This is a genomic window from Streptosporangium sp. NPDC000095, assembly GCF_042899335.1.
Taxonomy (GTDB): Bacteria; Actinomycetota; Actinomycetes; order Streptosporangiales; family Streptosporangiaceae; genus Streptosporangium.
In genome coordinates this window covers 182,384-198,667 of the sequence record NZ_JBIAZS010000008.1, presented here as the reverse complement: position 1 = coordinate 198,667, position 16,284 = coordinate 182,384, and the positions used below count along the sequence as shown (strand labels likewise).

Annotated in this window: 4 protein-coding genes; 3 read left to right on the top strand and 1 reads right to left on the bottom strand. The window is 73.1% G+C overall.

The annotated features are described in order from the left end of the window. Positions 1-25: 25 nt before the first annotated feature. Positions 26-433, top strand: coding sequence for an aspartate 1-decarboxylase (gene panD / locus ACFY3V_RS19680; protein WP_389775056.1), 408 nt, complete (start codon positions 26-28; stop codon positions 431-433). A gap of 3 nt (positions 434-436) precedes the next feature. Next, positions 437-2,080, top strand: a complete 1,644-nt coding sequence (locus ACFY3V_RS19675; protein ID WP_389775053.1) for a (2,3-dihydroxybenzoyl)adenylate synthase — start codon at positions 437-439, stop codon at positions 2,078-2,080. Positions 2,081-2,093: 13 nt separating this feature from the next. Here the strand turns inward: ACFY3V_RS19675 and ACFY3V_RS19670 are convergent, their stop codons facing one another. Then, on the bottom strand, positions 2,094-3,497 hold the full coding sequence (locus ACFY3V_RS19670) for a salicylate synthase (RefSeq protein WP_389775050.1): 1,404 nt from the start codon (positions 3,495-3,497) through the stop codon (positions 2,094-2,096). A gap of 94 nt (positions 3,498-3,591) precedes the next feature. On the opposite strand from ACFY3V_RS19670, the gene ACFY3V_RS19665 reads away from it, so the two are divergent. Beyond that, positions 3,592-16,227 (top strand): amino acid adenylation domain-containing protein, encoded by a 12,636-nt coding sequence (locus ACFY3V_RS19665; RefSeq protein WP_389775047.1) that lies wholly within the window; start codon positions 3,592-3,594, stop codon positions 16,225-16,227. Positions 16,228-16,284: the final 57 nt, after the last annotated feature.

Below are 16,284 nucleotides of genomic sequence, written 5' to 3'. Positions count from 1 at the left end.
GACCTTAGGGAAAGAGGACAGACCAGTGCAGCGGGTCCTTATGAACGGAAAAATCCACCGTGCCACCGTGACCCAGGCGGATTTGCACTACGTGGGTTCCCTGACGATCGACGCCGACCTGATGGCCGCCGCCGACATCGTCGAAGGTGAGCAGGTCCATGTCGTCGACATCGACAACGGCGCCCGCCTGGTCACCTACGCGATCACCGGCGAGGCGGGCAGCGGGGTGATCGGCGTCAACGGCGCGGCGGCCCACCTGGTCCACCCCGGACACCTGGTCATCATCATCTCGTACGGGAACTTCGACGACGCGGAGGTGCGGGCGCACCGGCCCAAGGTCGTGCACGTGGACGGAGCCAACCACGTCGTCGCGCTCGGCGGCGACCCGGCCGAGCCGGTCGCGGGCGCGGTGGCCCAGATCGCGGGGAGGTGACCCGTGGAGGGATTCACCCCCTGGCCACAGGAGGTCGCGGCGCGCTACCTGGCGGAGGGCTACTGGAGCGACCGGCCACTCGGTGACGTGCTGAACGGGGGCGACCCCGAGCGGACCGCGCTCGTGGCCGGGGACGAGCGGCTCACCTACGCCGAGCTGGACCGCCGGGCCGAGCGCACCGCCGCGGGTTTCGCGCGACTGGGCATCCGGCGCGGTGACCGCGTCGTGGTGCAGTTGCCCAACACCACCTCGTTCGTCGTCGTCTTTCTCGCCCTCGTCCGGATCGGCGCCGCCCCGGTGCTCGCCCTGCCCGCGCACCGCAGCAGCGAGATCGGTTACCTGTGCGAGCTGAGCGAGGCGAGGGCGTATGTCATCCCGGACGCGCACGGCGGATTCGACTACCGTGACCTGGCCCGCTCGCTGGCCGTGGAGCACGTCGTGGTGGACGGGGACGCCCAGGAGTTCCTCGCCCTCGCCGACCTCGACACCGACCTCGACCGTGGCTCCGCCCTTGACTCCGACCGAGCTCCCGGTCGCGACACCGCCCCCGATCACGGCCTCGTCTCCGGACCCGTGTCGTACGAGCGGCCGGATCCGGCCGACGTGGGGGTGTTCCTGCTCTCCGGCGGCACCACCGGACTTCCGAAGCTGATCCCGCGCACCCACCGCGACTACGTCTACAACCTGGAGGCGAGCGCCGAGGTCTGCGGCTTCACCCGCGAGACCGTCTACCTCGTGGTGCTCCCGGTCGCGCACAACTTCGCGCTCGCCTGCCCCGGGGTGCTGGGGGTGTTCGCCAAGGGCGGCACCGTCGTCCTCGCTCCCTCCGGGTCACCCGACGAGGCGTTCCCCCTCATCGAGCGGGAGCGGGTGACGGTGTGCGCGGTGGTGCCGCCCATCGCGCTGCTCTGGCTTGAGGCGGCATCCTGGTCGCGGGAGGACCTGTCGTCGCTCCGGCTGCTGCAGGTGGGCGGGGCCAAGTTCGCCGCCGAGCGGGCCGAGCGGGTTCCCGACGTGCTGGGTTGCGCGGTGCAGCAGGTGTTCGGAATGGCCGAGGGGTTGCTCAACTACACCCGGCTGGACGATCCCCGCGAGCTGGTCGACACCACGCAGGGCAGGCCGCTGTCCCCGGCCGACGAGATCCTCGTGGTCGACTCCGACGGTGCGGAGGTCGCCCCCGGCGAGGTCGGGGAGCTGCTCACCCGCGGTCCGTACACCCTGCGCGGCTACTACCGCGCACCGGAGCACAACGCGCGCTCCTTCACCGCCGACGGCTTCTACCGGACCGGAGACCTGGTGCGGGTGCTCCCCTCGGGACACCTCGTCGTGGAGGGCCGCGACAAGGACCAGATCAACCGGGGCGGTGACAAGATCTCGGCGGAGGAGCTGGAGAACCACCTGCTCGCCCATCCGGCGGTGCACGACGTCGCGGTGGTCGGCATCCCGGACCCGGTGATGGGGGAGCGGACCTGCGCCTTCCTGATCGTGCGGGACCAGGCGCCGACCCTCAGGGAGATCAAGCGGTTCCTCAGGGAGCGCGGTGTGGCCGGATACAAGTGGCCCGACCGCGTCGAGCCGGTCGAGGTGTTCCCCCGCACTCCGGTCGGCAAGATCAGCAAGAAGGAGCTCGCCGCGAGCCTGCGCTGAGCTCCTCCGCTTCTCAGGTGCGCGGGACCACGTACGGGGCGATGCTGGAGAGCTTCTCGCAGGTCTCCTCGTACTCCCGTTCCGGCGTCGAACCGGACACGATGCCGGCGCCGGCCCGCAGCCAGGCCCGGCCGTTCTCGCTGTAGACGGCGCGCAGCACCAGGGCGGCGTCCATCGCCCCGTCGTGTGAGACAGCGAGGACGGCTCCGGCGTAGAGCCCTCGGGGCTCCTCAAGTCTGGCGATCGCGTCGACGGCCGCCGGCTTGGGGATGCCGGAGGCGGTCACGCCGGGAAACAGCGCGTCGAGCGCGTCCCAGCCGGTGCGGCCGGGCGCCAGCTCACCGCTGACACTTGATCCCAGGTGCTGCACGCTGCCGCGTTCCTTCACCGCCATGAAGCCGGTGACCCGGACCGTGCCGGGCACGCACACCCGGTACAGCTCGTCCTGCGACGCGCGTACGGATACCGCGTGCTCGAAGATCTCCTTGGGGTCGTTCTCCAGCTCGCGGCGGGTCCGCGAGTCCACGTTCTCACCTTGGCCGAAGGCGCGCGTGCCGGCGAGTGGCTGGGTCGTCACCGTGCCGTGCCCGTCGATGCTCGCCAGCACCTCGGGACTGAACCCGGCGGCCTGGAAGCCTTCCAGGTCGAGGAGGAACGAGCGGGCCGGGGTGTTGGCGGCACGGCCGCACGCGTACGTCGCGACGACGTCGACGGGGAACGGGATCGGCAGCCGCCGGGAGACGATGACCTTCTCGTAGAGCCCGGCGTCGATCTCGGAGATCGCCTGGGCGACCCGCGACCTGTAGAGGTCGCCGCCGGTGCGTACGTCGACCGGCGACGGCGACGACGGCGATCCGGGGACGACCTGGCCGGACAGCAGCTCGGCGACCCGCTCGGCCTCCTCGGCGTCCGCGCTCACCACCAGCGCGCGCCCCGCCTCGACGCGCACCTCGGTGCGCGGCACGACCAGGTGGGCGAGCCTGCCCGCCGGGGCGAGCGCGGCGAACTCGAACGCGATCCAGCCGTAGGCGTTCCACACCGGCCACGGGGCGGTCCGCAGCGCCGCCTCCAGCGCCGCGGCCGGTCGGCCCGACCACGGCTCGTCGAACCGGTCCACCGGATCGAGCGGGTCCAGTGCGTGCAACGGGTCCAGCGGGTCCAGGGGGTCCGGCGCGTGCCCGGGGCCGGCGGAGGCCGGGGAGGGGGCGTCCAGCCAGCGGCTGCGGACGACTCCGGGTTCGAGGATCACCTCACCCGCCACCCCGCCCGCGAAGGTCCACAGGCCCGGCCGCTCGTACACGACGTAGTGGTCGAACAGCCCGGACCGGGCCAGGTGGGTGACCAGGCGCAACGGGTCGGCCGCGCTCTCGACGACTATCTCCGTGCGCGTCTGATCCGTGCGGACACCAGAGGACAAGGAACCCACCCCTTTATGAAACCGGACAACTTCCAGCAATTTAGGTAAGGCTAACCTTGTGTGGATTTAAGAGGCAAGGCTAACCTAAGTCGCGATGCGGGACAGAGCGCCCGACCCCCGGCCACTAAGGACGTTGAGCGTGCGGGAACAGCGGCAGGACGTCGCGCAGCGGCGCGAACTGATGCGGCGGATGATGACCGAGGCGGGGCTCGGACCCGGCAGAGACCGGATCACCCCACGCGCCGGTGACGGCCCCGCCCCGCTGTCGTACGCGCAGCAGAGCATGTGGCTGCACCACCGGACGTTCCCCTCCAGCCCCGCCTACAACGTCTGCCTGCTGGTACGCATGTCGGGCGAGCTCGACCCCGAGGCGCTCCGCGAGGCGCTGCGCGCGCTCCTGCGCAGGCACGCCGTGCTGCGCACCGTCTACGACGAGAACGACGACGGTACGCCGATGCAGTGCGTCCTCGCCGACGACTCCCTCGACCTGCCGGTGCTTGACCACGTGGAGGACGACGCCGAGGCGTACGCCGAGCGGCTCGCGGCGCTCCCCTTCGACCTGCGCGCAGAGCGGCCGATCCGGCTCGAACTGCTCAGGCTCGGCATCGACGATTACGCCCTGGTCCTGGTCGTGCACCACATCGCCTGGGACGGCATGACCTGGGGTTCGCTCTCACGGGACCTGTCGGCCCTGTACCGCGCGGCCGTCTCCGGTGAGCCGGACGGCCTGCCCACGCTCACCGTCCACTATCCCGACTACGCCGACTGGGAGCAGAACCGCCCGCACCCGGCCGAGGAGATGGACTACTGGCGGCGGCGCCTCGACCCGCCGCCCGCGCCCCTGGACCTGCCCGCCGACCGCCCGCGCGGCGCGACCGCCTCCGAGCGCGGCGGACGCAGGGCCCGCCGCTTCGACGACACCGTCACCGACGGCATGCGGAAACTGGCCGCCGGGGAGAACCTCACCCCGTACATGGTGATGCTCGCCGCCCACGCCGTGCTCCTGCACCGCTACACCGGCGCGACCGACATCGCGATCGGTTCGGCGGTGATGAACCGCGAGCACACCGAGATCGAGCGGCTGGCCGGGAACTTCGGCAACACCCTCGTGCTGCGCACCGACCTGTCCGGCGCGCCCACCTTCCGCGAGGTCCTGCGCCGGGTCCGCGACACCTGCACCGAGGGGTTCGCGCACCGGACACTGCCCTACGACACGATCGTGCGGGAGCTGCGGCCCGCCCGCAGGCGCGGCGGCTCGCCGTTCTTCGACACCATGCTGCTCTTTCTCGCTCAGGAGATCGGTGACCTGGACCTACCGGGCGTCACCACGAGCTGGACGCACATCCACAACGGCACCACCCACTTCGACCTGTCGCTGGAGGCATTCGTCAGGCCCCGGGGGATGACCGTCGAGGCCACCTTCCGTCGCGAGCTGTTCGACGACGAGCGCATCGACGCGCTCCTCGGCCATCTGGAGACGCTGCTCGGCGACGCGGTGAGCCGCCCGGACCGGCGGATCGCCGACCTGAAGCTGCTCGGTGCGGCCGAGGCGGCCCTGCTGGAGGAGTGGAACGACACCGCGCGGCCCGTCGAGGACACGACGGTGACCTCCCTGTTCGAGGAGCAGGCCGCCCGCACTCCCGGCGCGGTCGCCGTCGAGGGCACTGGCGGGGCCACGCTCACCTACGCCGAGCTGGACCTGCGGGCCTCGGCCCTCGCCCGGGTGCTGCGCGAGCGCAGCGCGGGACCCGGCCGGGTCGTCGCCCTGGCCCTGCCCCGCACCCCCGACCTGGTGGTCGCGCTGCTCGCCGTGCTGAAGTCCGGCGCCGCCTACCTGCCGCTGGACCTGGACCACCCGGCCGACCGGATCGCCTACATGATCCGGGACGCCGCCCCGCTCTGCGCGATCGCGACCCCGGAGACGGCCGCCCTCATCCCACGGGGAACCGAGACGCTGACACCCCAGACGCTGACAACCGAGACTCTGACGCCGGGCGGCGCGCTCGGCCCCGCCCATGTCCCCCCGGTGCTCGCCGCCCCCCGCGCCGAGGCGCCGACACCGGACGACACGTTCCCCGACGCGCCCCCCGGAACATCCTCCGAGCCGACCGCAGGCCAGGAGCCGTATCCGGTCCGAGGCGGCGACCTGGCGTACGTCATCTACACCTCGGGTTCGACCGGCCGGCCCAAGGGCGTGGCCGTCCCGCACACCGCGCTCACCGCGTTCCTGCTCACCATGAGGGAGCGTCTCGCCCTGGACGCCGCCGACCGGCTGGTCGCGGTGACCACGATCGCGTTCGACATCGCCGCGCTGGAGCTGTACGTGCCGCTGATCAGCGGCGCGACCGTCGTGCTCGCCGGTCGCGAGAGCGTGCGTGACCCGGCGGCGCTGGGCGCGCTGCTCACCGGGGCGACGATCGTCCAGGGCACCCCGTCACTGCTGGGCTCGCTGGACCCGGCCGCGCTGCGCGGGCTGCGGGTGCTCGTCGGCGGTGAGGCCCTTCCGGCGGCGCTCGCCGGCACCCTCCGCGCGGTGGCGGCGTCGGCCGTCAACGTGTACGGGCCGACCGAGGCGACGATCTGGGCGACCTCCGCCGAGCTGCCGTCCTCGGGGATCGGCAGGCCGTTCCCCAACACCCGCGCCTACGTCCTGGACGCCGCGCTGCGCCCCGCCCCGATCGGTGTCCCCGGCGAGCTCTACCTCGCCGGGACGCAGCTGGCGCGCGGCTACGCGGGCAGGCCGGACCTCACCGCGGAACGCTTCCTCGCCGACCCCTTCGGCCCGCCGGGCGAGCGCATGTACCGCACCGGCGACCTGGCACGCCGGTGCCGCGACGGATCGCTGGAATACCTGGGACGCACCGACGACCAGGTGAAGATCCGCGGGTTCCGCATCGAGCCCGCCGAGGTGCAGGCCGTGCTCGCCGCCCACCCCGGCGTCGTCCAGGCCGCCGTCGTGGTCCGCGAGGACGCGCCCGGCGAGAAGCGGCTCGTCGCGTACGTGGTGCCGGACGGAGACCTCGATGACCTCGAGGAGGCGGACCTTCGGGCGACGGCGGCCGAGACGCTGCCCGAGTACATGCTTCCCTCGGCGATCGTCCGGCTTGAGGCACTGCCTCGTACCGTCAACGGCAAGCTCGACCGGGCCGCGCTGCCCGCGCCCGAGGCGCGGGTGTCGAGCCGAGGTCCGCGCGACGACCGAGAGGCGGCGCTGTGCGCGGTCTTCGCCGAGACCCTCGGCCTGCGCACCGTGGGCATCGACGACGACTTCTTCGCCCTGGGCGGCCACTCCCTGCTGGCCACCCGCCTCGCCGGGCGGGTGCGCGCCGCGCTCGACGCCGAGCTCACCATCGCCGACGTCTTCGAGGCGCCCACGGTCGCCACGCTCGCGCCCAGGCTGGTACGGGGGACCCGGCCGAGGGTCCGCGACGTGAGCAGGCCCGAGATCGTGCCCGCCTCTCCCGCCCAGCGCGGCTTCTGGTTCGAGGAACGCCTGCGCGGCCCCTCGGCCGCCGACGCGCTGCCGCTGGGCCTGCGCCTGTACGGGCCGGTCGACGTCGACGCGCTGCGCGCCGCGTTCGCCGACGTCGTCACCCGGCACGAGGCGCTGCGCACCCTGCTGGAGGAGGGCCCCGACGGGCTGCCGGTCCAGCGCGTCCTCGACACCTTCGAGGTCGCCTTCGACGTGGTGGACGCGCGCGGCCGGCCGGAGGAACGGGTGCGCGCGGCCGAGACGAGGGCCGCCTCGCACGTCTTCGACCTCGGGACCGACCTGCCCATCCGGGCCACCCTGCTGCGGGTCGGTGCCGAGGAGTCCGTGCTGGTGATACTCCAGCACCACGCCGCCGCCGACGAGTGGTCGTTCACCCCGCTGCTCGCCGACCTGTCACGCGCCTACGCCGCCCGCAGGACGGGCACCGCGCCCGACTGGGCGCCGCTGCCCGTGCGGTACGCCGACTACGCCGTCTGGCGGAACGAGTCCCCGGCTCCCGCGGACCGGCTCGACTTCTGGGAACGGACACTGCGCGGGCTGCCCGAGGAGAGCACGCCACCTGCCGACCGGCCCCGCCCCGCCGAGGCGAGCCACCGGGGCGGGCTGGTACCGTTCCGGCTGCCTTCGGCCGGGGCGCGACGGCTCGCCCTGGAGACCGGCACCAGCGTCTTCATGGTCCTGCACGCCGCCGTCGCCGCGCTCCTGCACCGGGCCGGAGCGGGCGACGACGTGGCGCTCGGCTCGCCCGTCGCGGGCCGTACCGACGCGGACCTCGCGGACCTGGTCGGCGTGTTCGTCAACCTCGTCGTGCTGCGCACCGACCTGACCGGCGACCCCACCTTCACCGAACTCCTGGAGCGGGTCCGCCGCACCGACCTGGCCGCGTTCTCCAACGCGGACGTGCCGTTCGAGCAGGTGGTGGAGCGGCTCGCCCCCGAACGCTCGCTCGCCCGCAGCCCGCTGTTCCAGGTGATGATCGTCCATCAGCGGCTGGAGGACGTCCGGCTGCGGCTGCCCGGCGTGCGCGCGGAACCGTTCCTTCCCGAGACCGGCGGCGTCAAGTTCGACCTGGACGTCTACTTCGCCGAGGGCGAAGAACTGATCGAGGGGTTCGTCGCCTACGCCACGGACCTCTTCGACGCCGAGACCGTCACCGGCATGATCGCCGACCTCGGCGAACTGCTCGACCGAGTCACCGAGGATCCGGCGCGGCGCCTGTCGTCGCTCCGCGCCCCGCTCGGGCCACTCGCGGGACCCGGCCCCGTGGACGAGTTCGCCCCGCTCACCGTCGCCCAGCGGATCGAGGCGCAGGTGGCGCGCACCCCGCACGCCACCGCCGTCGTCTGCGGTGACGTCCGCAGTGATGTCTGTGGCGACGGCGGGATCACGCTCAGCTACGCCGAGCTCGACGAGCGCGCCGAGGCCCTCGCCGACCGGCTCGCCGCGGCGGGGGCGGGTCCCGAGGAGATCGTCGCGATCGCGCTGCCCCGCTCGGCCGAGTTCGTCGTCGCCCTGCTCGCCGTGCTCAAGACCGGCGCGGCCTACCTGCCGATCGACACGACCTACCCGCGCTCCAGGATCGACCTGATGCTCGACACCGCCGGGCCCCTGCTCGTCCTCGGCGTGGACGAGCCACCATCGGACGCCCCGCCTCGCGCGAGGACTCCGATCCTCCCCGACCACCCCGCGTACGTGATCTTCACCTCGGGGTCCACCGGGACCCCGAAGGCCGTCGTCGGCACCCAGCGGGCCCTGGCCAACCGGCTCGCCTGGGGTGCGGACCTCGCCACCGTCGGCGTGCGGGTCGCCAAGAGCTCACCGGCCTTCATCGACGGCAGCACCGAGCTGCTCGGCGGCCTCGTCGCCGGCGACACCGTCGTCGTCGCGGACGACGACACCGCCACCGACGCGGTCGCCCTCGCCGAGCTGATCCACCGCCACGGTGTGAACCTGGTGACGGTCGTGCCGAGCCTGCTGGCCGCGCTCATGGAGAACGAGGAGAGGGAGAAGACGGGGGAGGCCGCACGCGACGAACGGCCCGGAGAAAACGGTGAGCCCGGGGAGAGCGCGCGCAACGGGGAAGTCGGAGAAGCCGAGGAGCCTCGGGAGTATCGGGAGCCCGGGAAGAGCGCGCCGAGCGGGAGGCTCGGCTCGGTGACCACCTGGGTGAGCAGCGGCGAGGCGCTGCCCGCCACCCTGGCCCGGCGGGTCCCCGCCCGGCTGGTCAACCTGTACGGCTGCTCGGAGGCGGCCGGGGACAGCCTGATCGCCGAGGGCGGCGGCGGACTGGTCCCGATCGCCAACACCGTGGCGTACGTCCTGGACGCCGGGCTCCGCGAGGTCGCGGTCGGTGAGCTCTACCTCGCCGGGGACGGCCTGGCGCGCGGGTATCTCAAGGACCCGGCCCGCACCGCCGAGCGGTTCGTGGCCAGCCCCTTCGGCCCGCCGGGATCGCGGCTCTACCGCACCGGCGACCGGGTGCGCCGCCGCCGCGACGGCGGCCTGGACTTCCTGGGCCGGGCCGACGACCAGGTCAAGATCCGAGGCTTCCGCGTCGAACCGGGAGAGGTCGAGGCGGTGCTCGCCGCACAGCCCGGCGTGCGCCAGGCGGCCGTGGCGGCCCGCTCGGGGCCGCGCCTCGTCGGCTACGTCGTGGGTGACCCCGGTTCCGAACCCGACCTCGACGCGCTGCGGCTCCGGCTCGAAGAGATCCTGCCGGATCACCTCGTCCCCGCCGTGCTCGTCGGCCTCGACCGGCTGCCGCGCACTCCCAACGGCAAGCTCGACCGCCGCGCGCTGCCCGAGCCCGCCGTCCGCGAGGGCAGGGCGCCGCGAACCGGCACCGAGCGCGCCGTCGCCCGGCTCGTCGCCGAGACCCTCGGGCGGGACGGCGTCAACGCCGACGACGACTTCTTCCGCACCGGTGGCGACAGCATCAGCGCGGCCCTGCTGGTGGGACGTGCCCGCCGGGCCGGGTTCCCCTTCGCCGTCCGTGACGTCTTCCGGCTGCGTACCGTCGAGGCCCTGGCCAAGGTCGCGGACCTTTCCCGACCGCCCGCCGAGGTCGTGGCGGACGGTCCGGTGCGGGCGCGGGCCGAGCTGCCGCTCTCGCCTTTGCAGGAAGGACTGCTCTTCCACCTGATGCTGGCCGGTGGGGACCGCGACATCTACGTCCAGCAGGCCGTGGTGACCCTGGCGGGGCCGGTCGATCCCGACCGGCTGGCCGGAGCCGCGCGCGAGGTGCTGCTGAAGTTCCCCAACCTGCGGGCCGGATTCCGCACCGACGGCGGCCGCAGCGTGCAGTTCGTCCCCGAACGCTTCGAGGTCGACTGGACCTACGCCGAGACCGGTGACCAGCGGGCGCTGGAGGAGTTCGTCGAGGCCCAGCGCGCCCGGCCGTTCGTCCCCGGCGAGCCGCCGCTGATCCGCTTCGCGCTGGCCAGGGTGGGCGAGGACGACTTCCGGCTGGTGCTCACCTCCGAGCTGATCCTGCTGGACGGCTGGTCGGGCGGCCTGCTCGTCACCTCGCTGCTGGAGTTCTACACCGACGCCGGCGCCGAGCGCGCCCGGCCCGTGACCCCCTTCCACGCCTACCTCGACTGGGTGAACGGGCAGGACCGGCAGGCCACGATCAAGACGTGGGGCCGTGCCCTCGAAGGGCTCGACGAGCCGACCCTGCTGCGGCCGGACCTGATCGACCGGCCCGCCGACCTCACCACCGCGGGGGAGATCCACCGTGCGCTTCCCGACGGCCTCGCCGCCCGGCTCGACGCCCGCGCCCGCGAGTCCGGCCTCACCCTCGGCACCCTGTACGAGAGCGCCTGGGGGCTGCTCCTGACCGCGCTCACCGGCCGCGACGACGTGGTCTTCGGCGTCTCGGTGTCCGGCCGCCACCCCGACGTCGACGGCGTCGAGTCCGTCGTCGGCCTGCTGTTCAACACCGTCCCGGTCCGGATGCGCGCCTCGGCGGCCGATCCGCTGCGCACCGTCCTGGAACGGGTGCAGACGTTCACCTCGGAGCTGTTCGACCATTCCTACGTCGCGCTCGCCGACGTGCAGCGGGTGGCGGGCCTCGGGACCCTCTTCGACACCCTCTTCGTGTTCCAGAACTTCCCCGGCATGCCCACCGGACGCGGCTTCGGCCCCGGCGGCGACGTGCGGGTAACCGGCCGTCAGGTGCGCGACGCGACCCACTACCCGCTCACCATGGTCGTCGAGCCCGGCGCCGGCCTGCGGGTCATGTATCGGGGCGACGCCTTCACCGAGACCGAGGCGAGGCGTCTCACCGACCGGTACGTACGCCTCCTGGAGACCGTCGCCGCCGAACCCGACACCCCCTGCCACCGGCTCGACCCGCTCCTGCCCGACGAGCACGACCGGCTGCGCCGCGACTGGGCCGAGGCCGAACGGTCCGTCCCCGACCTCACCATCGCCGAACTCCTCGCCGAGCAGGCCACGCGCACCCCGGACGAGCTCGCCCTGGTCTCCCAGCCGGACACGCGACTCACCTACGCCGAGCTGGACGCCGCCGCCAACCGCCTCGCCCGGCTGCTGAAGGCGCACGGCGCGGGCCCGGAACGGGTGGTCGCCCTCGCCCTGCCCCGCTCCGCCGAGATGGTCGTCGCGCTGTTCGCGGTGCTCAAGACGGGCGCCGCCTACCTTCCCCTGGAGTTGGACTACCCGGCCGAGCGGCTCGACTTCATGCTGGCCGACGCCGCCCCCGTCTGCCTGGTCTCGCACCGCGACATCGCCGCCGGGCTGGCGAACCCCGGCGCCTCGATCCCGCTCGACGACCCCGCCGTACGGGAGACGCTGGCGGGCCTGCCCGGCACCGGGCTGACGGACGAGGAACTGCCCGGCTTCGGCAGGGACGCGCCGGGACGGCTGGAGCACCCGGCATATGTGATCTACACCTCGGGGTCGACCGGACGTCCCAAGGGGGTGGTCACCCCCTACCGAGGTCTGACCAACATGCAGTTCAACCACCGGGCCAACATCTTCGACCCGGTGGTGGCCTCGGCCGGACGGCGGCTGCGGATCGCGCACACCGTGTCGTTCTCCTTCGACATGTCGTGGGAGGAACTCCTCTGGCTCATCGAGGGCCACGAGGTGCACGTCTGCGACGAGGAGCTGCGGCGCGACGCCGAGGCGCTCACCGAATACCTGCGGCGTCACCGCGTCGACGTCGTCAACGTGACGCCGACCTACGCCCAGCAGCTCCTGGAGGAGGGGCTGCTGGACGGCGAGCACCGCCCGCCGCTCGTGCTGCTGGGCGGCGAGGCCGTCCCGGCCGCCGTGTGGGACCGGCTCGCGGAGGCCGAGGGGGTGCTGGGCTACAACCTCTACGGCCCGACCGAGTACACCATCAACACGCTGGGCGGCGGGACCGAGGACAGCGCCACCCCCACGGTCGGCAGGCCGATCTGGAACACCCGGGGCTACGTGCTCGACGGCTGGCTGCGCCCGGTACCGCCCGGCACGCCGGGAGAGCTCTACATCTCCGGGGCGGGTCTGGCCAGGGGCTACCTCGACCGGCCGGGCCTGACCGCCGAGCGGTTCGTCGCCGACCCGTTCGGCGGCGGCCGGATGTATCGCACCGGAGACCTCGTACGGGTGCGCCGGGACGGCAACATCGACTTCCTCGGCCGTACCGACGAGCAGGTGAAGATCCGCGGTTACCGGGTCGAGCTGGAGGAGGTCGAGACCGCGCTCGCCGCCGAGCCGGGTGTGGGGCAGGCCGCCGTTGTCGCTGTCGGTACCGAGGTGCCCGGCGTGAAGCGCCTCATCGGCTACGTGGTGCCCGACGGAGCCGCGCGGCCCGACGCCGAGCGCGAGCACCTGGCCGAGTGGCGGCAGATCTACGACGCCGAGTACACCGAGATCGGCACCGCCGTCCACACCGAGGACTTCGCGGGCTGGGACAGCAGCTACGACGGGTCACCGATCCCGCTGGAGCACATGCGCGAGTGGCGTGACACCACCGTGGCCCGTGTCGAGGCCCTCGGCCCTCGGCGGGTGCTGGAGATCGGCGTCGGCACCGGCCTGCTGCTGTCGCGGCTCGCCCCCGGCTGCGACGAGTACTGGGGCACCGACTTCGCGGCGCCCGTCATCGCCAAGCTCCGGGCCGACCTCGGCCCCGGCTCGCCGGTACGCCTGAGCTGCCAGGCCGCGCACGACACCACCGGCCTGCCCGCGGGCCACTTCGACACGATCGTCGTCAACTCCGTGGTCCAGTACTTCCCGAGCGCCGGATACCTCGCCGACGTGATCGCCGCCGCGATGGACCTGCTCGCCCCCGGTGGCGCGTTGTTCGTGGGCGACGTGCGTGACCTGCGGTCGGTGCGCTGCCTGCACGCGGCGATCCGGCTCGGCCGGGGCGACGACGACGGTTCCGGTGTCGGTACGGCGGCGATCGACCGGGCCGTGCGGATGGAGAAGGAGCTCCTGCTCGACCCCGCGTTCTTCACCGCCCTCGGCCTGGCCACGCGGGTGGAGATCCGCACCAAGCGGGGCGTCCACCACAACGAGCTCAGCAGGCACCGCTACGACGTGACCCTCTGGAAGTCACCCGCCGCGAACCCCACCGCGAACCCCACCGCGAACCTTGCCGTGAACCTTGCCGTGAACTTCGCCGCGCGGACCGGCGCACCGCTCGACCCGCGGACCGGTGCGCGTCCGGTCGCGTCGCCCGCATCGCCCGCGGGGACCACGGTCGTGGACTGGGCGGGGATGGAGGACCTGACGGCCCGCCTCGCCGCTCGCTCCGGGCCGCTGCGGGTGCGTGCCATCCCCGACCCCAGGCTTTCGGCCGAACTCGCCGCGCTGCGCGCGCTGGAGGGCGGCGCCCCGCACCGGGAGGCGCGCGAGCTGCTCCAGGACCCCCCGAGAGGGATCGAGCCCGAACTGATGTACGCGCTCGATGCCGGTGTGGTGACCACCCCGTCGGACGAGATCGGCCACTACGACGCCGTCTTCGGCGGAGGGGCCGCCTTTCTCCCCGCGGACCCGGAGCGCGGGCCCGCGTCCTACGCGAACAACCCGGCGGCGGCCCGCGACCACGGGGCGCTCGCCGCGCGAGTGCGCGAAGGACTCAGGAGGCGGCTGCCCGGCTACATGGTGCCGAGCGCGGTCGTCACGCTGGACGCGCTGCCGCTCACCGTCAACGGCAAGCTGGACCGGCGGGCGCTGCCCGCCCCCGACCGGCAGGGGCCGCGCGGGTCGGGCCGCGCGGCCAGGACCGCCGTGGAACACCTGCTGTGCACCCTGTTCGGCGAGGTGCTCGACGTCCCCGGCGTCGGCGTGGACGACGACTTCTTCGACCTGGGCGGGCACTCGCTGCTGGCGACCCGGCTCGTCGGCAGGGTCCGCGCGGTGCTGCGCGCCGAGCTCGCGATCCGTGACCTGTTCGAGGCGCCGAACGTCGCCGAGCTGACCACCCGGCTGCACGACAGGGCCGGTGTCACGCTCAGGCCCCCGCTGGTGCCGGGAAAACGGCCGGAGCGCGTCCCGCTGTCGTACGCGCAGCGCAGGCTCTGGCTGCTCGACCAGATCCTGCGCGAGGACGACGGGCCGCGCGAGGCGTACCACCTGCCGCTGGCCGTGCACCTGAGCGGCGAGCTGGACGTGGACGCGCTGCGTGCCGCGATCGGCGACGTGACGGCGCGGCACGAGAGCCTGCGTACCGTCTTCGCCGAGCACGAGGGGGTGCCCTACCAGCGGATCCTGCCGCCGGAGGCCGCGCGTCCCGTCTTGGAGATCACCACCTGCTCGCCCGAGGAGGTGATCGCGCGGCCGTTCGACCTCGCCACCGAGATCCCGTTGCGAGTCGCGCTCATTCCCGCGAGGTCCGCGAGGTCCGCCGAGGCCGTGGAGGCTGTGGAGGCCGCGAGGTCCGCTGAGTTCACGGAAACCGAAGAGCTCACGAGGGCCGAGGTGTTCGGGGGAACCGCGGAATCGGACGGGGAGGAGGAGCACCTACTGCTCGCCGTCTTCCATCACATCGCGTTCGACGAGTGGTCGTTCGGGCCGTTCGCCAGGGATGTGGCGCGCGCCTACGCCGCGAGGCTGGAGGGAAGGGCGCCGGACGAGGGGCCGGACGGCACGCCGGGGTGGAAGCCGCCCGCCGTGCAGTACGCCGACTACACGCTCTGGCAGCGTGAGCTGCTCGGTGACCCCGCCGACCCGGGCAGCCCGCACGCCCGCCAGCTCGCCTACTGGACCGGGGCCCTGGCGGGCATGCCGGAGGAGATCCCGCTGCCGGTGGACCGGCCCAGGCCCGCCACCGTCGGCCAGCGCGGCGGGTCCACGACCAGGCGGCTGCCGCCTCCGCTGGTCGGGCGGCTCCGCGAGCTGGCGCGCGATGCCCAGGTGAGCATGTTCATGGTCTGCCAGAGCGCGGTCGCCGCGCTGTTGCACCGCACGGGAGCGGGGGAGGACATCCCGCTGGGCAGCCCGGTCGCGGGTCGTACCGACGAGGCGGCCGGTGATTTGGTCGGCTTCTTCGTCAACACGCTCGTACTGCGCGCCGACACCTCGGGGGACCCCTCCTTCGCCGAACTGCTCGCCCGGGTCCGTGACACCGACCTGGCCGGGCTCGCCAACCAGGACCTGCCGTTCGAGGTGCTCGTCGAGGCCCTGCGGCCACCTCGGGTCCCCGGCCGCAACCCGCTGTTCCAGGTGATGGTCGGCTATGAGAACCAGTCGATGGGCGACGTGCGCTTTCCCGGGCTGCGGCAGCGGGAGGCGCTCTTCAGCCCGCCCGCGGCGAAGTTCGACCTCGACTTCATCTTCCGGGAGAGGGGGGAGGGGCTCCATCTGGTCGTCGACTACTCGGCCGACCTGTTCGACCGGGCCACGATCGACACGATGATCGAGGCGCTCGTCGGCGTGCTGGAGACCGTCGCGGCCGACCCCGGGACGCGTCTGAGCGACCTGCCCGTGACGCTCACGGCCCGTACGGTCACCGGCCACGGACACGGCGGCGCCGACGGCGACGGTGGCGGTGGCGCGACTCGGCGCGACAACGACCGCGAGGCGATGCTGTGCAGGGCGTTCGCCGAGGTCCTGGAGGTGGACGCGGTCGGCCCGCACGACAACTTCTTCGACCTGGGCGGGCACTCGCTGCTCGTCATGGGGTTGGTGCGCCGCATCCGGCGGGAGCCGGGATGCGGCGGAGTGAAGGTCGCGACGCTCATGACGGCCCAGACCGTCGCGGAACTCCTGAATCACCTGGAATGAGGCGCTTCCCCCAATCGCCAAAGCTTGTTAACTTAGGCGAGGCTAACCTAACTCTTA